The 18959-nt window shown below is 72.4% G+C and carries 17 protein-coding genes; 6 read left to right on the top strand and 11 right to left on the bottom strand.

Annotated elements, in window-relative coordinates:
- Positions 1–265: 265 nt before the first annotated feature.
- Both OG259_RS01170 and OG259_RS01165 read right to left on the bottom strand, forming a co-directional pair.
- On the bottom strand, positions 266–2413 hold the full coding sequence (locus OG259_RS01170) for an FUSC family protein (RefSeq protein WP_328940444.1): 2148 nt from the start codon (positions 2411–2413) through the stop codon (positions 266–268).
- A 148-nt stretch (positions 2414–2561) separates the two neighbouring features.
- A complete protein-coding gene (locus OG259_RS01165; RefSeq protein ID WP_328940443.1) occupies positions 2562–3560 on the bottom strand; it encodes an ArsR/SmtB family transcription factor in 999 nt (332 codons plus the stop codon).
- A 252-nt stretch (positions 3561–3812) separates the two neighbouring features.
- Here OG259_RS01165 and OG259_RS01160 point away from each other — a divergent pair, with 252 nt between their 5' ends.
- Entirely contained in the window at positions 3813–4787 is a 975-nt protein-coding gene (locus tag OG259_RS01160; protein WP_328940442.1) for a hypothetical protein, read from the top strand.
- Positions 4788–4902: 115 nt separating this feature from the next.
- Here OG259_RS01160 and OG259_RS01155 read toward each other — a convergent pair whose 3' ends face one another.
- From OG259_RS01155 to OG259_RS01135, 5 genes are read right to left on the bottom strand one after another with little or no spacing between them, the layout of a single operon-like run.
- Complete coding sequence (locus OG259_RS01155; protein ID WP_328940441.1) at positions 4903–6333, bottom strand: cellulose binding domain-containing protein; 1431 nt, start codon at positions 6331–6333, stop codon at positions 4903–4905.
- Positions 6334–6388: 55 nt separating this feature from the next.
- Positions 6389–7894 (bottom strand): beta-N-acetylhexosaminidase, encoded by a 1506-nt coding sequence (locus tag OG259_RS01150; RefSeq protein WP_328940440.1) that lies wholly within the window; start codon positions 7892–7894, stop codon positions 6389–6391.
- Positions 7895–7903: 9 nt separating this feature from the next.
- A complete protein-coding gene (locus OG259_RS01145) occupies positions 7904–8737 on the bottom strand; it encodes a carbohydrate ABC transporter permease (RefSeq protein ID WP_328940439.1) in 834 nt (277 codons plus the stop codon).
- The gene (locus OG259_RS01140) at positions 8734–9660 is read right to left on the bottom strand and encodes a carbohydrate ABC transporter permease (RefSeq protein ID WP_328940438.1); all 927 of its coding nucleotides are present in this window, start codon (positions 9658–9660) and stop codon (positions 8734–8736) included. Before OG259_RS01140 ends, OG259_RS01145 begins: the two co-directional genes overlap by 4 nt.
- Complete coding sequence (locus OG259_RS01135) at positions 9657–10916, bottom strand: extracellular solute-binding protein (protein WP_328940437.1); 1260 nt, start codon at positions 10914–10916, stop codon at positions 9657–9659. Before OG259_RS01135 ends, OG259_RS01140 begins: the two co-directional genes overlap by 4 nt.
- A 180-nt stretch (positions 10917–11096) precedes the next feature.
- Here OG259_RS01135 and OG259_RS01130 point away from each other — a divergent pair, with 180 nt between their 5' ends.
- Positions 11097–11864, top strand: coding sequence for a GntR family transcriptional regulator (locus OG259_RS01130; RefSeq protein WP_328940436.1), 768 nt, complete (start codon positions 11097–11099; stop codon positions 11862–11864).
- A 34-nt stretch (positions 11865–11898) separates the two neighbouring features.
- Positions 11899–12678 carry a GntR family transcriptional regulator gene (locus tag OG259_RS01125; RefSeq protein WP_328940435.1) on the top strand — a complete coding sequence of 260 codons (780 nt, stop codon included), beginning with the start codon at positions 11899–11901 and terminating at the stop codon, positions 12676–12678.
- Positions 12679–12798: 120 nt separating this feature from the next.
- Here the strand turns inward: OG259_RS01125 and OG259_RS01120 are convergent, their stop codons facing one another.
- Positions 12799–13755: a TIGR03620 family F420-dependent LLM class oxidoreductase gene (locus tag OG259_RS01120; protein WP_328940434.1), complete on the bottom strand. Its 957-nt coding sequence runs from the start codon at positions 13753–13755 to the stop codon at positions 12799–12801.
- A gap of 104 nt (positions 13756–13859) precedes the next feature.
- On the opposite strand from OG259_RS01120, the gene OG259_RS01115 reads away from it, so the two are divergent.
- Positions 13860–14447: a TetR/AcrR family transcriptional regulator gene (locus OG259_RS01115; protein ID WP_328940433.1), complete on the top strand. Its 588-nt coding sequence runs from the start codon at positions 13860–13862 to the stop codon at positions 14445–14447.
- Between the two features lie 242 nt (positions 14448–14689).
- Entirely contained in the window at positions 14690–15541 is an 852-nt protein-coding gene (locus OG259_RS01110) for an MBL fold metallo-hydrolase (RefSeq protein ID WP_328940432.1), read from the top strand.
- Between the two features lie 247 nt (positions 15542–15788).
- Here the strand turns inward: OG259_RS01110 and OG259_RS01105 are convergent, their stop codons facing one another.
- Positions 15789–16196, bottom strand: a complete 408-nt coding sequence (locus tag OG259_RS01105) for a hypothetical protein (RefSeq protein ID WP_328940431.1) — start codon at positions 16194–16196, stop codon at positions 15789–15791.
- Between the two features lie 2 nt (positions 16197–16198).
- The gene (locus tag OG259_RS01100; RefSeq protein ID WP_328940430.1) at positions 16199–17107 is read right to left on the bottom strand and encodes an ADP-ribosylglycohydrolase family protein; all 909 of its coding nucleotides are present in this window, start codon (positions 17105–17107) and stop codon (positions 16199–16201) included.
- A 167-nt stretch (positions 17108–17274) separates the two neighbouring features.
- Between OG259_RS01100 and OG259_RS01095 the strand changes: the two genes are divergently transcribed.
- The gene (locus tag OG259_RS01095) at positions 17275–17493 is read left to right on the top strand and encodes a hypothetical protein (RefSeq protein WP_328940429.1); all 219 of its coding nucleotides are present in this window, start codon (positions 17275–17277) and stop codon (positions 17491–17493) included.
- A 69-nt stretch (positions 17494–17562) separates the two neighbouring features.
- Here the strand turns inward: OG259_RS01095 and OG259_RS01090 are convergent, their stop codons facing one another.
- The gene (locus OG259_RS01090; protein ID WP_328940428.1) at positions 17563–18762 is read right to left on the bottom strand and encodes an ABC transporter permease; all 1200 of its coding nucleotides are present in this window, start codon (positions 18760–18762) and stop codon (positions 17563–17565) included.
- Positions 18763–18959 lie beyond the last annotated feature (197 nt).

The raw sequence follows: 18959 nt of genomic DNA, 5'->3' as shown, positions 1-18959 counted from the left end.
CGCGGCCGGGACGCCCGGCCGCGGCCGCCGAGGCGACCGCTCCGTCGTCTTCCGGCCGATGGTCGGCACGCATGGTGAGGTCCCCGTGGTCTGCTGAATTACCGGTCTGCTGTGGTGCTGTCCGTGGCCGGCTCGCCGGCCACGGTGGTCCCCTCCAGGTTCCCGTGCGCCGCTCACGTCCCGCTGCCGCCGTGCTAACGCATCGCTGTCGTCGTTCAGAACCAGGGCGCCAGGGCCTGAACAGCCAATCCTCATGTGGTTCAGCTCACTTGTGGCCGTCTGTGATCCGCTCCACGTCCGCCATCAGCGAATCCAGCCACTCCACGGCCGCGTAGTACGGCCGAGGAGCACCCGGTGGCTCGGCGTCGAAGTCGGAGAAGGCGCGTGCGCCGAGGGCGACCGGTGCGCCGGGTGTGTCACCGCTGGGGTCCAGACGGGCGGAGACCAGCAGCATGCCCGCGGCCACCCGGTCGCCGATCCGGGTGACCGCCTCGGCCGGTTCCTGCGGCAGGGGCGGGACGACGGCCGGCTCGGGCGGCACGAGCAGCCGGTCCGCACCCCACAGGGTGTGGTGGCCGGACATCAGGGCGGCCTGCCAGTCCCGTGCGTCGTCCGGCGGCGCGTTCAGCTCCTTCGGCTCGCTCCGGTACTGCGCGTACGCCGCTTCCGCCATGATCAGGGCGTGCTGCAGGGACCGGTGGCCCGGCGCGGTGGGCACAGGGGCACGGGCACCGCCCGTGGCGAGCTCTGCGGTCGTGGCCACCACGGTCTCCGCGGCGCTCCGGAGCATCGTCGCCACAGACCGCCGCAACTCGTCGTGGGCGCCCCGGGGCCAGGCGAGCAGCCCGAACACGGCGCCGACCGCGCTGCCCGCGATCACGTCGAGGAGCCGGAACTCGGCGAGCCGCCAGGTCGCGGGGGCCAGCTGGGCGAAGACCAGCGCGATGACCATCGTGAACATCGCCTGGGCCCACCCCACCCCCTTCACCGGCCCCAGCGTGAAGGCGACCAGCATCAGCGGAGGCAGCGCGGCGGCGTACACCGTCGTGTCCGTCCCGACCAGGGCAAGGAACGCGGCCACCACGAGCGCCCCCACAAGGGTCCCGGTGAGCGCCACCCGCACCGTGCTCCTCGTCTCCCGCGCCGTCGTACGGGTCAGGGTGAGCGTGGCGAGAAGCATCCAGAATCCGTGCGGAAGCGTGTCCAGGCCGGCGATCGTCCGGGCCGCCGCGAGGGCCAGAGCGATGCGCACCGCGTTCTGGAAGAACACCGACCGCTGCCCCGCATGCCCGGAGAGCCGCCGCCACCACAGTTGGGGCGCCCGCATCCGCGCGTACCAGAACCGCCCCGGGGCCGCCGCCGGGGCCGCCCTGCCCCGGACGGCGATCTCCGCCGCCATGGACATCGCAAGCGTGGCGTCGGCCACCTCCAGGACCGCCGCGTGGCGGCGCAGCGCGGCGGCCGAGGCATCCGGCTCGGCGCCCGCGGCCAAGGCCTGACGGGCCTCCTGGAGCCGGGAGCGGGCGTCTCCGGACTCGGCGACCGCGTCCCGGCCGCGCAGCAGGGACGCGGTCTCCAGGGACGTGTCGCGCACCGCGAGCAGCACCTCCGGCCCCGCCCGGCCCACCCCGGGGTCGCCGGAGAGCCGCGGGAGCGACGTCAGCCGTCCGAGGAGGGTGCGGGTGGCCAGACCGGTGTGGGCCAGGGCCCGGGCCCTGACCCCGGGACCGGCGGGACGTTCCGCCTCCGGCACCCGCGAGGACCGCAGTCCACCGCTCACCTCGCGGGCGGACCGCAGCGCCGTGTCGCCGAGCGTGTACGGGGCGGCGGCCAGCTCGTCGGCGCAGCGTCCCGCGCGGTCGGCGGCCCGGGCGGCCAGCTCGCGGTACGGGACACGCGGCGCGCGATCGGGCAGCAGGAACGCCTCGGCGAGGATCAGCAGGGCCAGGCCGACCGTCGCTCCCACCAGCCGCTCGCCGAGCGACTCGGGGACGTAGGGCGGGAAGGACGGCAGGATGTACATCAGTTGGAGCCCCGGAGCGGCCCCGGCCGGCCGGGGCCCTCCCACGGCCATGAAGGTCAGGACGAATCCGACGACCAGCATGCCGAGGACCGCACTCCACGTCCGTACGGACAGGTAGGTGCCGATCGTGATGAGGATCCAGCAGGCGGGCACCACGGGCAGCAGGGTCGCGGCGCGTTGCCGCCCGGTGCCGGGGATGTGCGACAGACCCGCCATCGCGACCGCGGCGAAGAGGGCGTAGGTGGCGGCGACGGCCGAGTCGAAGCCGTACAGGAAGAGATAGAAACCGGCGGTACCCGCGAGCGTGACGCGTACCGATCGCCGTACGGCAGCCGCGTAGGCGGGCGGGAGCCGGGCCTTCGACGGCCGCACCCCGGGAGTGCCACCCATACCCCCAGGATCCACCGGGACGCTCCGTCCGGCATGTGGCGGCGGTCCTGCCACCCTGCCGAGCGGTGAGCGGCCTCCGGGCCGGCGGAGGGCCGGGAGAGCGGGGTGGAGACCACCGCCCGGCTCTCACACGGCGTGTCGCCGTCGCTCAGACCCCGGCCAGCAGGGAGGCGCCGAGCGGCGTCACGCTGTGGAGCACGGACGTGCCCGTCCGTACGGTCGTGATCAGCCCCGCTCCCCGCAGGACACCCGCGTGCTGGCTGGCGGCCGCGAGTGAGACTCCGGCGCGCTCGGCGAGGGCCGTCGTGGTGGCCGGAGCACGCAGCAGGGCGAGCACCTGCGCCCGGGTGCGGCCGAGCAGCGCCGCCAGCGCCTCCGGCCGGTCGTCGGACCCGCCCGCCGAGCCGGCCCCGGCACCGTCGTCGTACATGGGGTAGACGAGCACGGTCGCCTCCCCGGGGCGGTACATCACCATCGGACCGGTCGCGAACCACGAGGGGACGAGGTGCAGTCCGCGCCCGCACAGCGGGATGTCGTACGTCGACGCGGAAGGCAGGTGGAGCGTCGGCGCCTGCCAGCACCAGGTCGTGCCCAGGGTGGTCAGAAGGGCGTCGACACCCCCGCGCAGCAGCATCTCCGCCCGTAGCGCCCGATCGGTCAGGGCATCGCTCCGGATCCGTGGCCAGAGCGGTTCCACCGCCAGCCGGAAGTAGCGGCGCGTGTCGTCGACCAGCGCCGTGGACGCGGCGGGGACGCCCTGGGCGAGCTCGTGCGCCCACCGTCCGGGCTTGGCCAGAGCGCCGTTCCAGCCGGAGGCGTCCGGTATCCCGAGGTCGAGCGCCAGCCGCTCGGTGGGCGTCGAGGCCGCCGACTCCAGGGCGTCGCCGAAGTCCCGCGCCGACGGCTGCGTCAGGAAGTCGGGGACGAAGCCGTCCTGGGTGACCAACTCGGCGAGAACGCCCGCCCTGGCGCTCGCGCCTCCCGGCAGGGACCGGTGCCACTGCCGGGCTGCCGTGCGCGGCCGCCCGGCACGCGGACCGGTACGGAGGCCGAGGCGCAGGCTCAAGGCGGTCTCCGAGAGCGCGTCGGCCGTCGGCGCGAGCGTGACCCGGCGCAGATCGGCGGCCGTGAAGTGAAGGCGGATCATGCCGACCGATTATCGGCCCGACGGACCCGTTCACCCAGAGGTGAGAGCAGAACCCTTTCACCCAGACGTGAAAGGCCATGCGTTCGGCAGGACGACGGAGCACGCTCCCGGTGTCCACCTCGCCGAACTCACCCGCGCCGGGCACCGCCCGCCGTCACCCTGCTCGCCGCATTCCTGCTCGCCGTAACCGCGCTCCCCGCATCCCAGCTCGTCGTCCCCCTGCTCGCCGTACCCCCTCCGGAGGTCACATCCATGCGCCGCGCCCCCACCCGTACCGCCTGCGTCGCCGCCGCGGTCCTGCTTGCCGCCCTCGCCGGCGCGCCCGGCCCCGCCGCGGCCCGGGACCTGCCCGACACCTATGTCGTCTCCCGCGCGCCCGGGGTGCTCCCCGAAGGGATCGCCGTCACTCCTGACGGCACCCTGTACGTGTCCTCGGACGGCACGGGCGCCCTGTACCGCGGCCACATCGGCCGCCCGGATCTGAGGCCGTTCCCCGCGCGGGGCCTGGAGAGTCGTCCCAGCACCCTCGGCGTCCACACCGACCGGCGCGGCCGGGTCCTCTCGGTCGGCGGAGCGACCCTGACCGTCCACGACCGGCACGGGCGGCTGCTCGCCACCCGCACGGCCCGGAGCGGCCCGCTCGGCGCGCCGCACCTCAACGACCTGGTCGTGACGAAGGACGCGGTGTACGTGACCGACTGGGCCAACCCCGTGGTTCACCGGGCGGAGCTGAGAGGCGGCACCGTCGGCCCCCTCGAACCCTGGCTCGACATCCGCGACGCCTTCCCGCAATTCCCGGCACAGTACTGGCTGTTGAACGGCATCGTGGCGAACGCGTCGGGGAGCACGCTCCTGGTCGCCTCCAACGGCACCGAAGCGGTCTGGCGGATCGACACGGCCGATCGGAAGGCCACTCGACTCGACCTGGGCGAGCAGTCCTTCGGAGCCGACGGCATGGTGCTGCGCGGCCAGACGCTCTACGCCGTGCTCAACTATGGTGCCCCGCACGGCGTCTACATCGCCCGCCTCGACGAGGAGCTGCGTACGGGCACGGTGACCCACCGCCTGACGAACGAATCCCTCGGCGGTGAACCCTTCGACCTGCCGACCACCCTCGCCCGGCACGGCTGCCGCCTCTACGTGGTGAACAGCCAGCTGGACGAGCCGCCGGGCCGGCCCCCGTACACCGTGAGCGCGCTCGACGACCCGACCTGTGACACCCCCTGAGGCAGCCGGACCCACGAACCCCACGACACCTCGGCACCCGGCCCGACCCGCGACCACCTCCTGCCGCAGCCCGGCGGGCCGCCGCCCCCGCGGGGCGACGGCCCGCCGGAACGTCCTACTGCGCGGACGGCACGGTGTCCTCGAAGGCCGTGCCCGCCGCCCGGTAGGCCCCGACCTTGGCGGCCACCTGGGCCGGGGTCAGGACCTGGTCCTTGACGTGCAGGACGTAGTCGACCTTCTGGTCGTAGGCGCGCGGGGTCGTCGAGGTCTGGCCCGCGAGGTCGATCAGCCACTGGTTGAAGTTGATGGACATCGGGCGCTCGGGCAGGTAGCGGGCGTCGTGCCGGCCGAACTCCTGGCCGTCGACGTAGTAGACGATGGTGTTGTCGTCGATGGTCAGCACGAGGTCGTGCCAGCCGGCGTAGCTCGTCCGGGACTCCGAGTGCTGGTTGACGGCCTCCCAGGGGTCGGGCCGGTACGTCTCCCACGAGGTCGTGTAGAGGATGTCGGCGGGCTCGCCCCAGCCGCCGTTGGGGAGGTACTCGAAGTCGTACTCGGCGTAGTCGTCGGCCATCGGCGCCTTGAGGTCGTTGATGGTGAAGAAGGTCTGCACGACACGGTCGCCGTCCGGGCCGGACACCGGCGCGTCGGAGAAGCGCACGCGCGCCGCGTAGGTGCCGTTCTTGAACTTCGTGGCCCGCGTGAGGATCTCGGTGTGCCGGGTCGACTCGCCGGTTCCGGTGGTCGAGCTCCGCAGGTTCATGATCGAGTTCGTGCCCTCCTTGGCGAAGGTGACGTTCTCGGGGGCCCAGGTGGCGCCGGGCACTCCGGGACCGCCGGAGTTGGAGCGGACGCTCCAGCCGTGGGCGTCGATCGCCGGGTCGGTGTGGCCGGTGTAGTCGAAGTCGTCGAAGAGCGCGGCCCCGGCGGGCGGCGGGGTCGTGGGGTCGGTCGGTGTGGGCGTCGGGGTCGGTTCGTTGCCCGCGGGGGCGGCGCCCCAGACCGGCACGCCGCCCACGGTCGCCGTGACCTTGGACCAGTTGGCGTACGTCGTCTGCGCCGGTCCGAAGGAGTAGTCGTCGTTCTGGTTCAGCGGCTGCCAGTTGGAGCGGTGGAAGCGCAGCTGCATGTCACCGGTGTCGGCGCCGGGCGCGAGGGAACCGGCACCGGCGGTGAAACCGACTTCCAGGTAGCGGTCGGCGGTCGCCGTCGGGTTGGCCGGTGTGCCGAACGTACCGGTGAGGTTCGCGCAGCCCTTCACGGCCCAGGAGCAGGCGTAGGTGTACGAGGCTCCCGCGTCGGCCTTGAAGTAGTAGCGCACCTTGACCTGGCTCAGCGGGACGCTCGACGAGCCGGTGTTGACCACCTTGAGCCAGGGCTCGACCTGGTCGCTGCCGGTGGCGCTCTGCCGGTACTGGACGGTGACGGCCTCACCGGCGGCCGCCGCCGGAAGTGCGGTGAGGGCGGTGGCGCCGAGCCCGGTCACCGCGGCGACGGCGAGCGCGGCACGGATCCGCAGGTTCCTGCTCCTTGTGGTGTCGTTCATCGTTGTTCCTCTCCTCGGGTGGGGTGGTTCCCCTGCACGGGGTACGGGCGGGTGGTCATGGAGCGGGGGTGAGGAGCGGCGCCGGAGTGGTGGCCAGGCGGCGCGGCACCCCGAGGACGTCGAGCCGCGTCCTGTGGTGGCGCAGGCGTTCCTGGAAGCCCGGCCAGTCGTGGCGGCCGGTCCAGACGACCTCGGCGAGGGCGCAGAGCCGAGGGAACGTGAGGTACTCGGCGTGCGCGGTGGTGGGCACGTACTCGGTCCACAACTGGACCTGGGAGCCGAGGACCCGGTCGGCCTCCTCGGGGCTCCAGTCCGCCGGCGCCGGTTCGTTGCCGTGGACGGTGCGCAGGTCGACGACCTCGCCCGCCTGCCCGGGCGGCTCCGTGGGGCTGGTGGACTGCGGGTAGTCGAGGTAGGTGGTGCGGTGCGGCGCCATGATGACGCGGTGTCCGCGGCGGACGGCGGTGCGCCCGTGGTCGGCGTCGCGCCACGGCATCACGGTGAAGTACGGCGGGAGATCGGCGCCGTTCTCGGTCCAGCTCAGCGGCCGACGGCCGGCGTCGACGAGATGGCGCCCGATCCGCTCCATGAACCAGCCGTGCAGGGCTGCGGGGCCCGGCAGTCCCTCCTCGGCGGCCCGTCGGCGCGCGGCGGGCGAGTCGTGCCACTCGGTGGTGGGGCACTCCTCGCCGCCGACGTGGACGTACGAGGACGGGAAGACGTCCATCACCTCGTCCAGGACGGTGCGGCAGAAGTCGAGCGCTCCGTCGTGGACGCCGAGGATCGTGTCGCACACGCCCCACCGCTCCCAGACGTCATAGGTGCGGCCCGGGTGGTTGCCCAGCTCGGGGTAGGCGGCGAGGGCGGCGCGGACGTGGCCCGGCATCTCGATCTCGGGCACGACGGTGACACCGCGCTCCGCCGCGTACGCCACCAGACCGGTGAGTTCCGCACGGGTGTAGGCGCCGCCGTGCGGCAGCCCGCCGATCTCGGTCAGCCGGGGGAGCGCGGCGACCGGCATGCGCCAGCCCTGGTCGTCGGTGAGATGGAGGTGGAGGACGTTGAGCTTGTGGAGGGCGAGGAGGTCGACGTACCGCCGGAGATAGGAGACGGGGCGGAAGCGGCGGGCGACGTCGAGCATGGAGCCGCGCCAGGGGAAGCGGGGGGTGTCGGTGATCTGCACGCAGGGCACGGACCACACGACTCCGGGCACGGGTTCGGCGCGGAGTGCGTCGACGGGCAGCAGCTGGCGGAGGGTCTGGACTCCCGCGAGGAGCCCCTGGGGTCGGGCCGCCCGCAGCAGCACCCCTTCGGCGCCGATGGTGAGGCCGTACCCCTCCTCGCCGAGACCGGTGAGCGCGCCGTCGAGCGCCAGGACGACGGAGCCGTCCGCACGCGCGGGCAGCGGCAGTCCGGTGGCCGGCCCGAGGAGGGTGCGCAGCAGCCCGGCCGCGCCTTCGGCGCCGGGCGAGACCTTGAGCGCGGTCGAGTCGTCGAAGGTGAACCTGCCGGGCAGGAGCTGGAGATGGGTGGGTTCGGGTACGAGTCGGGGCTGGGGCATCGCTGAGCGTTATCCCTTCACGGCTCCGCCGGTCATTCCGGCGGCGACCCGGCCCTGCAGGACCAGGAAGAGGACGAGGACGGGCAGGGCGAAGAGGGTGGAGGCGGCCATGGTGGCGCCCCAGTCGGTGCCGAAGACATTGGAGAAGGACGAGAGCCAGACGGGCAGCGTGCGGTCGTCCTGGTTCTTGATGATGAGCATGTTGGCGAAGGCGAACTCGTTCCAGGCGGTGATGAATCCGAAGAGCGAGGTCGCGAGCAGCCCGGGGGCGAGCAGCGGGAGGGTCACCCGGCGGAAGGCGGCGGCACGGGTGCAGCCGTCGACCTGCGCGGCCTCTTCGAGCTCGGCCGGGACGGCGGCCAGGAAGGAGCGGAGGGTGACGATGGTGAAGGGCAGGGTGATCATGAAGTAGATGAGGCTGAGGGTCGCGAGCCGGTCGAGCAGGTCGGCGTCCCGGGCGATCACGTACATCGGGATCAACAGCGCCTCCCAGGGCGCCACTTGGGCGATGAACACCATGAGGATGAAACCCCGCCGGCCGCGCCACCGCATCCGGGCGACGGCGAACGCGGCGGCGAGCGCCACCACGAGGGCGAGCAGGACGCACCCGGCGGTCACGAGCAGGCTGTTGCGCCAGAAGGTCCAGAAGCCGTCGGCGGCCACCGCGTTCCGGAAGTGCTCCAGGGTGACGGACACGGGCAGGAACCGCGGGGTCTCGGACTGGATGTCGCGGGTCGGCCGGAAGGCCGTGAGGACCATCCAGTACACCGGGAAGACGGCCAGGGCGAAGACGAGCGCCGCCGCGGTGTTCAGGGGGAGTCGGCGCAGGGCGCGCGGGGTCACCGGTCGGCCTCCTGTCGGAGCATCTGACGGAAGTAGGCGATCAGCACGGCGACGAGGAGAAGGACGGTGAGCGTGGAGACCGCCGCCCCGAGGTCGTAGCGGTGCAGCGACTGGGCCACGCGGTAGGCGTACACGGGCAGGGTGGTCGTCGCCTCGCCCGGCCCGCCCTTGGTCACGGCCCAGATCTGGGCGAAGCAGCGGAACACCCAGATGACCTCCAGGCACAGGACGAGACCGAAGATCGGGCGCAGCAGGGGCAGCGTCACCGAGCCGAAGATCCGCCAGCCCCCGGCACCGTCGAGCCTGGCCGACTCGTAGAGCTCGGCGGGGACGGTCAGCAGCGCCGAGTGCAGGGTGATCGCGGCGAAGGGAACCGACTGCCAGACCACGAGCAGCACCATGACGGTGAAGGCGGCGGGGCCGTCCGCCAGCCAGGAGTAGCCCTCGAAGGACTCGAACCCGAGCTGGACGAGCACCCAGTCGACCACGCCCAGACGGGACGCGAAGAGCCACTGGAAGACGGTCGTGGTGGCGATGACCGGGCTGGCCCACGCGAGGACGAGTCCGGTCGTGACGAGGATCCGCATCCGCCGCCCGAGCCGCTGCATCATCAGGGCGACCAGGGTGCCGATCACCATGATCAGTACGACGTTGACCAGGGTCCACCAGAAGGTGCGGCGGACGACCTCCCAGAACTCGGGGTCGGCCAGGACGGCCCGGTAGTTGTCGAGCCCGACGAAGTCGGCGTCGCCGCGGATCAGTTCGCCCATGCCGTACTGCTGGAAGGAGATCAGCAGGTTGCGGACGAAGGGGTATCCGAGCAGGAGCGCGCCGCCGAGGACGGTGGGGGCGACCAGGAGGTAGGGCCAGAGGGCGGCTCCCCGCGGCGGGCGCGGCCACCCGGGCCGGTGCGGCCGTCTCACGAGCCGAGGGTCTTGGTGATGCTCTGCGAGGCCGTCGCGGCCGCCTGCGCGGGATCGGTGCCGGTGAGCACCGCCGTCATGTACTGCTTGATCGGGTTGGTCGCCTCGACGGCCGCCCACTGCGGGGAGTTCGGCGTGGCCCGGCCCTGGGCCGCGCCGGCGGCCATGGCGGCCGTGCCCTCGTCGTCCTGGATGACGCGCGCGAGGGAGGTGCGGTTGGGGACGTAACTCATCGTCTTGGCCATGTCCGTCTGCCACTTCTCGCCCGCCAGCGCCTTGACCACCTCGTACGCGGCGTCGGGGTGGGTCGACGCCTCCGGCACGATGAGGTCGGAGCCGCCGGTGAACACCGCACCGGGCTTCCCCGCGGTCTTGCCGGGTACGGGGAAGAAGCCGAGCTTGCCCTTGAGCGCCGGGTTGATCTCCTCGACGATCTTCGCTCCGCCGGGAACGGCGATGATCTGGGCGACCTCACCCTTGGCGAACACCTCCGCCTGCGGGGGCTTGGCCTCGTCGGCGTCCTTGGGTCCCTTGCCGAGGGCCTGGAGCCGACGGTAGAAGTCCATGCCGGCGAGGGCCTGCGAGGTGTCGAGCGCCCCCTTCCACGCGGCGCCATCCTTGACCGCGAGGTCGCCGCCCTCCTCCCAGACGAACCCGGACAGGGTGTACCAGTTCTGGCCGGGCAGGTAGATGCCCTGCGTCCGGCCCTTGTCGAGCTTCGCGGTGACGGTGAGCCACTCGGCCTGCGTCTTCGGGGGAGTGGTGACGCCCGCGCGGGCGAAGAGGTCCTTGTGATAGATCACGACGCGGTTGGCCGCGTACCAGGGGATGCCGTACTGCTTGCCGTCGACCTTCCCGGGCTCGGCGAGCCCCGGCAGCCAGTCCGCGCCGCTCAACTCGGCGGTGCGGTCGCTGAGATCACGTACGCCGCCGCTCGCCGCGTACTGCGCGACCTGGGTGTTCCCGACCTCGATGACGTCAGGGGCGTCCTTGCTGGCGAGGGCGGCCGTGACCTTCTCACCGATGCCGTCCCACTCCTGGATCTGGATGTCGAGGTCGATGTCCTTGTGCTCCGCCTCGAAGCCGGTGCGGAAACGGGTGAGGAAGGCGTCGGTGACGCTGTCCTTCATGATCCATACGGTGACCTTCTCCGGTCCGCCGGAGACTGCCGGGTCGCCCGACCCGCCACAGGCGGTGGCGGTGAGTGCGACGGTCGCGGCGAGCGCGACGGGGCCGGCGAGGGGACGACTCTTCACGAGCACCTCGATGGATGGTTGACCAATTGGTCAAGTGGTCAGGTGTGTGACCAGAAGGTGGCATGGACCGCTGGAGTCGTCAATCCCTTGAAAAAGATGGGTTGTTCACCCAGTGACAGGTCAACCGCTTCGGCTAGTATCGGACTTACCAGTTGACCAGTCAGGGTGAGGGTGGGCGGCATGAAGGACGGCTCCTCCAGCGGGGTGCTGAAGAGGGAACGGGTGCGGGAGCACCTGCTGGGCCTGATCGAGGCGGGCGGCCCCGGCGACCCGATCCCCTCCGAGCGCACGCTCTGCGCCACCCTCGGTGTCTCCCGCCCCACCCTGCGCGCCGCGGTCGACGAACTCGTCGCCACCGGCGCGCTGGTGAGGGAACACGGCCGCGGCATGTTCGTCGCCCCCGCCAAGATCACCCAGCGGCTCGCCCCGGACGACGCGGCCTTCACCGTCCCCCGCGCGTCGGGCACCTGGTCCAGCGCGGTCCTGGAGTCCGCCACGGTCCGGGCCGGAGCCCGCATCGGCCGCAGGCTCCGCCTCTCACCCGCCGCCGAACTGCTCTACGTCGCTCGCCTCCGCCTCGTCGACGGCTCACCCATGGCCATCGAGCACCTGCACATCCCGGCGGACCTGGTGGGCGCGTCGCTCACCCCGGAGGAGCTCGAAGCGGGCGACCTCTACGACCATCTGCGGGAGCACCACCGGGTCCACGTCCGAGAAGCCACCCAGTCGATCGAGCCGACCGTCGTCAGCGAGGACGAGGCCGCGCTCCTGGACGTCCCCGTCCTCTCGCCCGCCCTGCTGATCGAACGCCTCACCCTCGACACCGCGGGCCGCCCCGTCGAGTACGTCCACTCGGTCTACCGGGGTGACCGCTACCGCATCGTCTCCCGGCTCGACTTCACCGGCGACGGTCTCGTGACCTCCTCCACGGAGGGGGATGCATACTGACCGGCAGCGAACGGCGTACGGGGGAGTGGACGGCATGGAGCTCAAGCGGGAGCGCGTACGGGAGCATCTGCTGACCGTGATCGAGAGTCGCCGCCCCGGCGACGCCATCCCCTCCGAGCGCACCCTCTGCGCCACCCTCGGCGTCTCCCGCCCCACCCTGCGGGCCGCCGTGGACGAACTCGTCGCCACGGGCCTGCTGGTACGGGAGCACGGCCGCGGCATGTTCGTCGCACCCGTCAAGGTCACCCAGGAGCTGGTCGCCGAGCACCAGGCGGCCGGCGCACCCCGGAGCCGGGGCGACTGGACGAGCACGGTCCTCGAACTCCGCACGGTACGGGCCGGCGCCCGGATCGGCCGCAGACTCGCGATCTCCCCGGCGGCGGAGCTCGTACACGTGACCCGGCTCCGGCGCGTCGACGGCGCTCCGATCGCCCTGGAGCACCTCCACGTCCCGGCCGACCTGGTCCCCGGACTCACCGCCGCCGACATGGAAGGCGGCTTCTACGCCCACCTGCGCGAGCGGCGCGGCATCCGGCCGGCCCACGCGGTCCAGTCGATCGAGCCGACCGTCCTGAGCGAGGAGGAGGCGGCCCTCCTCGACGTGCCGGTCCTGTCACCCGCACTGCTCTTCGACCGGACCACCACGGACCCGAGCGGCAGACCGGTCGAGTACGTCCGCTCCCTCTACCGGGGCGACCGCTACCGCATCGTCTCCCGCCTGGCCCTCGGCGACGGCGCGACCGACGACCCGAAGGGCGACGGTCCGAGGGCCGACGAGGCGCGGGGTGGGACGTGGTGGGGGACGGTGGAGTGACGCCGCTCATCCGTCGAGCGAGGTGCCGAGGCCGGTTCCGCGCGGTGGGGATCCGCCGCGAAGTTCACCGGTGCCGGCGGTGAGGGGACCGTCCGGCGCGTGACCGTGAGGCGGTCGCCCTCACACCCGTTGGCCCGCCGTCGCCGTGGCGGCGTGGCGTGAACCGGGCACCAGCGCAGGGGCGAGCTCGCGCCACTCGCGCTCGGGCAGCGCGGCCGGGTCGGCCGTCAGCACCTGCAGGCAGACGTGGTCGGCCCCGGCGTCGAGGTGCTGTCGTACGCGCCGCAGGGCGGCGTCGGTGTCGCCGTACGCGACGATCGCGTCCACCAGCCGTCGGCTCGGCCCGCCGACGAGGTCCTCGTCGCCGAAACCGAGCCGACGCATGTTGGCCGCCTGGTGCGGGGCGGCGGCGATGTACATGGCGACATGGGCCGTGGCCACCTCCCGTGCCCGGTCGACGTCCGTGTCCAGGACGACGGCCTGCTCGACGCCGAGAAACGCCTCGGGGCCCATGATCCGGCGTGCCCGCACCGTGTGCTCCACCGGCACGAAGTACGGGTGCGCACCCCAGGTGCGCGCGGCGGCGAGCTCCAGCATCTTCGGGCCGAGGGCGGCCAGAACGCGGCGCGGCGCCGGGTCCGGCACCGGCCCCTGGGCGGGGGCGGCGTCCAGGGCGTCCAGGTAGGAACCCATCGTGGTCACCGCCTTGCCCCGGGTCGGTACGGGGAACCCGTCGACGTGGTGAACGGTCTCGTCGACCCGGTGGCCGCCCAGACCCAGCAGATACCGCCCGGGAAACGCCTCGCCGAGGGTGCGCTCCGCCGCGGCGAGGGTGATCGGCTCCCGGTAGGCGATGTTGGCGATGCCGGACGCGACGGTGATCCGGCGCGTCGCCGCCAGCAGGAGCCACGCCTGGCCGATCGTGTCGCGACCGAACGCCTCGCCGTGCCAGATGGCTCCGTACCCCAACTCCTCCAGCTCCGCGGCCGATTCGCGCACCCGCCCGGCGGGGTGTCCCTCGTAGGCCATGGTCCAGATCCCGACCGGGCCGAACGCGGCCCGTGCAACGTCTGTCATCGAGTACTCCTCGCAAAGCAAACCGGAGAGGTTCTCCGTTTGCTGGAGGGTACGATACGGAGAAGGTCTCCGTTTGGCTACGGGGATGATCGAGAGGCAGGACGATGTCGACGAGCCAGGGCAGCACCAGCTCCGCCCCACCCCCACGGCGCACCGACGCACGCCTCAACCGGGAACGGCTCGTCGCCACGGCCCAGGAGGTGTTCGCCGAGGCGGGCCCGGGAGCCTCGCTCAACCAGATCGCCCAACGCGCCGGTGTGGGCCCGGGGACGCTCTACCGCCACTTTCCGAACCGCCAGGCACTCCTGGCCGCGGTCCTGAGGGACCGGATCGAGAAACTCGTCGAGCAGGCGGACGTCCTGATCGCCACGGAGCCACCCGACGAGGCCCTGACGCAATGGCTGCGCGCCCTCCTGGCCCACGCCCGCCTGAACCAGGGCATGGGCAGCGCGCTGATGGTGGAAGATCCCGAAGCGCTGGGCATGGACTGCCATCGCCTCATCCTGGACGCGGCAGAGGCGGCCCTGGCCGGAGCCCGGACCCGGGGCACGGCCCGCGCGGACCTCGCGGCGGCGGACCTGGTCCAACTCGTCGCCGGAATCGCCCTGTCAACGGCCCACACCCCGGACCCCGGCCAACCGAACCGGCTGCTGGAGCTGGTGCTGGACGCGACGTTCGGGACAGCGCGCTAGATCGTGTCCGGAAATTCCCGCCTGGCCCGCGGGCAGTCGGCGCTGTCTTCCGGACACGACCCAGGGGGTGTTTGAAAGGTTGACGGCCACCTGGCCAAGCACGGCCAGGGACCGGCCGGCGCCGACCGTGCACCCCTCGTCACGCACCGAAGCCCGGCCAGGTCCGCGCTTGACGACAGCCCGGCACGGGGCTGGACTGGACTCATGGACGCTGCGGCAACTCCGTCCTAGGGAGAGCAGCGATGACAACCACGGAGAGTTTCGACCTTCTGCAGCCGTACAAGATCGCCGAGGAGACGTTCGTCATCCCGTGGGCCCTTGAGGCCCCGCCGGTCGGCCACTTCCCGATGAACTCGATGGTGATCCGGGGAACCGAACCGGTCCTCGTGGACACCGGGGCGCCCGCAGTGCGCTCCCAGTGGCTGGAGGCGGCCTGGTCCGTCGTGGATCCCCTGGACGTACGGTGGATCTTCCTCACCCACGACGACCGCGACCACGCCGGCAACCTCCTGGCGGTCCTCGCGGAATGCCCGAACGCGACCTTGCTGACGACATGGTTCTCCATAGGCCGCATGGCCGAGGAGTGGGAGACTCCCATCAACCGGTGCCGCTTCATGACCGACGGCGACACGATCGATGCGGGCGATCGCACCCTGGTTGCCAAGCGACCACCCCTGTACGACAACCCCACAACCCGCGCCCTCTTCGACCCGAAGGCCAACGTCCTGTGGGCCGTGGACACCTTCGCCACGAACGTGCCGACCCCCATGCCCGAAACGGCAGCGCTGTCGCCGGACGAATTCCGCGACGGCCAGCTCTTCGGCGGAAGGCTGGTCTCCCCCTGGGTATCCCTGCTCGACGCCCAGAAGTTCGGGACGGTCGTCACCGACTTCCAACACCTGAACGCCGAGGTCATCGCCGGCTGCCACTGCCCGGTCCTCCGCGGGGCCCAGATCCCCGAGGCCTACGACCTCCTCCGCCGACTCCCCGGAATCCCACCCTGGACAGAGTTCACCCAGACCGACCTGGACCAGTGGATGGCGGTTGCCGAGAGCTCGGTTCCGCCGGAGCAGCCGCGACCGTCGGGGACGTGAGCGGCTCTGCCGCGCGGCGTGGGGATCTGCTGCCCTCCGGCGCCTCAGACCGGAATCCTGCCGCGCGGCCAGGTCGTGCTTGGAACGTGGCTGAGCCTGGGGCCGTGCGGAGTGCCGCGCCGGGTGACCTTGTCATCGGTGCAGGCTCCGCTCGCTTGCGAGAATCATGCGCTCTCACCGCATGATCTCACTCGACCGCTCCCGCAGACTGCGTCGGAACCGTCGGTGAGACTGCCCGGAGGAGCCCCTACGACTGCCGCGGCCCCCGAGTGGCGGTCCGCGACAGCCACTGCCGCACGCTCGGGGACGTGTCCAGGAGGCGTCCGACCCGCAGCCCCTCGGCGCGCGAGGTCACCTTCGGCAGCGGCGCGAAGTCCTCGGGCAGGACGTCCAGGAGGCTCATCACGTGCTCCTCGTCGCGAAGCGTGATCAACAACTCGCACCGCAACTGCCTCGGGACCTCAGGGCGATGGGGCAGGCTGTTCCACAGTGCGGGCCACAGATGGTGCCTACCGCCGGGTGCCGCGTGCGCCTCGACCCACACCGGATCCAGCCGCTGATGGAGCCCGAGCCCCAGAGCCCGCTCCTCCAGCGCGAGCAGCGAACCCGTGTCCAGGACCTTCAGTTCACGCGGCACCGACGCGTCGGGATCCATCGTCACGGCACGCCCGGCGGCAGCGGTTCACGGGCCGCGTGCCAGGCGGCGGGGAGGTCGTCCACTCCCGTGCGCGCGGCGATCACCCCGCCCGCGATGGCGCACGTCGTGTCGATGTCACCGCGCCCGGCGACGGTGATCCACAGACCCTCCTGCAGGTCGTCGAGGTGCCCCGCCGCGCACCAGAGGGCGTAGGGGACGGTGTCGGGCCCGGACATCCTGTACCCGGAACCCAGGACCTCCGCGGCGTGCCGGACCGAGGTGTGCTCCGGCATCCGGGCCGCGACCCGGATGCCGGACCGGACGTCGCTGTCGGGAAGCCGAGCAGCGACCGCCCGGAGGAACTCCGGCCGCGCCAGAACGGGTCCGCCCCGGCTGCGTGTTGCCAGCGCCGCGGCGAGGGCGACCGCCACAGCCCCGGCTACCGCCTCCGGATGGTGGTGCGACACCGTGCTCTGGCGGGCGGCCTGCTCGGCGACGGCGTCGAGGTCGGCGGCGTGCCAGGCGCCGAGCGGGGCGACGCGCATGGCTGCGCCGTTGCCCCACGAGCCCTGGCCGCCGAACTGCCCGGCGACCACGTCTCGCCAGGACTCGCCGGCGCCGATCCGACGGAGCACGTCATGCATCGAGGCGCCGTATCCGCGGTGCGTGTCGTCGGCGTAGGCCGCCGCCAAGCGCCGGGCGAGGCGGTCCTGGTCGACGCTGCCGCCACCGTCGGCGAGCTCCCGGACGAGAACCAGTGCCTGAGCGGTGTCGTCGCTCCACTGCCACAGGGACTCCGCGGGCAGCGTCCGCGCCTCCAGAGCCGCCGGGCCGTCCCGGCGCAGGATGCCGAACCACCGGTCACCGAAGGCGTCACCGAAGGCAAGCCCGTGCAGCGAGTCGAGGACGGCGTGAGGGACGTTGATCATCGGATGAGTATCACAGCGGGACGAGGCTCCCGGCACGGCGTTTTCGAACCGACCCGCTCCTCCCGCCGAATCCGTCGTCTCCCGCCGCCTCCACCGAATCCGCCGCCTCCACCGAACTCCGGCGGCTCGGTCGGCACCTGCGGCACGATTCCCGCAGCTCACGCTCGATGGCGACGCCGACGCCGACGGAGCTGCCGACTCCGACCGGTGATGGCGACTCCGACGGTGACGGCGATGGTGATGGCGCCGTTCTCGACCTCGGCGGTACGCACGTCCTGCTGGACCTCGACCACGACGGCCCGCGCCCTCCGGTCGGGCCGGGCGGCTCCTGGGTCGGACTCCGGGTCCCCGCCCACCTGCCGACCTACTGGCCGTACGACCTCTGAAGCCCCCGGCCGCACGGCGGTGAGCCGAGCGGCCGGGGGCGTGCGGAGAAGCCGAGCGCCTTGGCGTTTCTACGCCGCCGCCAACGCCAGCGTCGGTGACAGTCGTGACGCCCTGACCGCCGGGTACAGCCCCGCCACCGTACCGATCGCGAGCGTCGCGCCGAAGCCGCCGCCCACCGCCCACAGCGGTACGACCCACGGCAGCCCGCCGGTGGACGCGTACACGCCCGTCGCCGCTCCACCGAGCGCCACGCCCGCCAGGCCGCCGAGGCCCGACAGCATCAGCGACTCCGTCACGAACTGGATCCTGATCTGGCCCCTGGTCGCGCCCAGGGACCGGCGCAGGCCGATCTCGTGACGGCGCTCCAGGACCGAGATGATCATGGTGTTGGCGACGCCGACCCCGCCCACCAGGAGCGCGATTCCCCCCAGCCCGAGAAGCAGCGTGGAGAACGCCCCCTCCGTCGCCGCCTTGGCCTTGAGCGCCGAGGACGGATCGCCGACCGACACGTTCTGCGGGTTCTGCGGGTCGATCGTGGGGGCGAGGAGCTGCTGGACGTCCTCCACGGACGCGTCCGTGGACCGCTCGTACACGGTCGTCGGATGCCCGTCGAAGCCCAGCAGCCGCCCCGCACCCTCCCAGCCGACCAGCGCCGAGCGTTCGATCTCGGGCGCGAGCGGCAGCGGATCGAGGATTCCGATGACCGTGAAGTACCGGTCGTCGACCCAGACCTGCCGGCCCGGCTCGGTGATCCCGAGCCGCTCGGCCGCGACGTGGCCGAGGACCACGGACGGGTAGCGGCCGGTGGCGGCGTTCAGCCAGGTGCCGGACGCCGGCCCGCCCCTCAGAACGTCCAGGAGGCCCTCTGTCGCCGCCTTCACCGCGATTCCGCCTGTCTCCGCCTCGGGGATCTTCTCGGAACGGCGTACCGAGCTCTTGAGGTCACCGGTCCCGGCGGCCTCCTCCACCCCCTCGATCCGGCCGACCATGCCCACCGCGTCCTTGGGCAGCTTGACCTCCTGCCCGCTGAACATCCCCTCGCCCGGCTTCGCGACCAGCATGTTCGTACCGAGCGCGTCGAGCTGCCGCAGCAGCTGGGCCTGGCTTGAGGCGGAGATGCCGACGACCGCGATCATCGTGGCGATCCCGATGGCGATGCCGAGCGCGGACAGCACCACGCGGACGGGCCGGCTGCGCAGCCCGGCGGAGCCGACATGGAGGACGTCACGCGGGCCGAGCCGAGCGGCCGTGAGTTTCGTACGGGCCATCAGACGGCGACCTTCCCGCCACCGGAAGCGCCGGAAGCGCCGGAAGCGCCGGGCGTGCCGGGCGCACCAGGCGTGCCGGACGTGCCGGATGCAGCGGTCCTGCCGGATCCGGGGCCGGCTGCACCGAACCCACTGGTCCCACCGCCCGCTCCAATTTCGCCGGTCCCATCAGCCACACGGGTCCCACCAGCCATACC

The sequence above is a fragment of the Streptomyces sp. NBC_00250 genome (genome assembly GCF_036192275.1).
Lineage (GTDB): Bacteria > Actinomycetota > Actinomycetes > Streptomycetales > Streptomycetaceae > Streptomyces.
Note: the sequence above shows the minus strand (reverse complement) of the source record. Positions and strands in the feature narration are given on the sequence as shown.

Coding starts and splice junctions, on each gene's coding strand:
- OG259_RS01160 (WP_328940442.1), top strand. CDS start 3,813: ATGCGCCGCGCCCCCACCCGTACCGCCTGCGTCGCCGCCGCGGTCCTG.
- OG259_RS01110 (WP_328940432.1), top strand. CDS start 14,690: ATGACAACCACGGAGAGTTTCGACCTTCTGCAGCCGTACAAGATCGCC.
- OG259_RS01100 (WP_328940430.1), bottom strand. CDS start 17,107: ATGATCAACGTCCCTCACGCCGTCCTCGACTCGCTGCACGGGCTTGCC.
- OG259_RS01120 (WP_328940434.1), bottom strand. CDS start 13,755: ATGACAGACGTTGCACGGGCCGCGTTCGGCCCGGTCGGGATCTGGACC.
- OG259_RS01090 (WP_328940428.1), bottom strand. CDS start 18,762: ATGGCCCGTACGAAACTCACGGCCGCTCGGCTCGGCCCGCGTGACGTC.
- OG259_RS01095 (WP_328940429.1), top strand. CDS start 17,275: ATGGCGACGCCGACGCCGACGGAGCTGCCGACTCCGACCGGTGATGGC.
- OG259_RS01150 (WP_328940440.1), bottom strand. CDS start 7,894: ATGCCCCAGCCCCGACTCGTACCCGAACCCACCCATCTCCAGCTCCTG.
- OG259_RS01165 (WP_328940443.1), bottom strand. CDS start 3,560: ATGATCCGCCTTCACTTCACGGCCGCCGATCTGCGCCGGGTCACGCTC.
- OG259_RS01130 (WP_328940436.1), top strand. CDS start 11,097: ATGAAGGACGGCTCCTCCAGCGGGGTGCTGAAGAGGGAACGGGTGCGG.
- OG259_RS01155 (WP_328940441.1), bottom strand. CDS start 6,333: ATGAACGACACCACAAGGAGCAGGAACCTGCGGATCCGTGCCGCGCTC.
- OG259_RS01105 (WP_328940431.1), bottom strand. CDS start 16,196: ATGGATCCCGACGCGTCGGTGCCGCGTGAACTGAAGGTCCTGGACACG.
- OG259_RS01170 (WP_328940444.1), bottom strand. CDS start 2,413: ATGGGTGGCACTCCCGGGGTGCGGCCGTCGAAGGCCCGGCTCCCGCCC.
- OG259_RS01115 (WP_328940433.1), top strand. CDS start 13,860: ATGTCGACGAGCCAGGGCAGCACCAGCTCCGCCCCACCCCCACGGCGC.
- OG259_RS01125 (WP_328940435.1), top strand. CDS start 11,899: ATGGAGCTCAAGCGGGAGCGCGTACGGGAGCATCTGCTGACCGTGATC.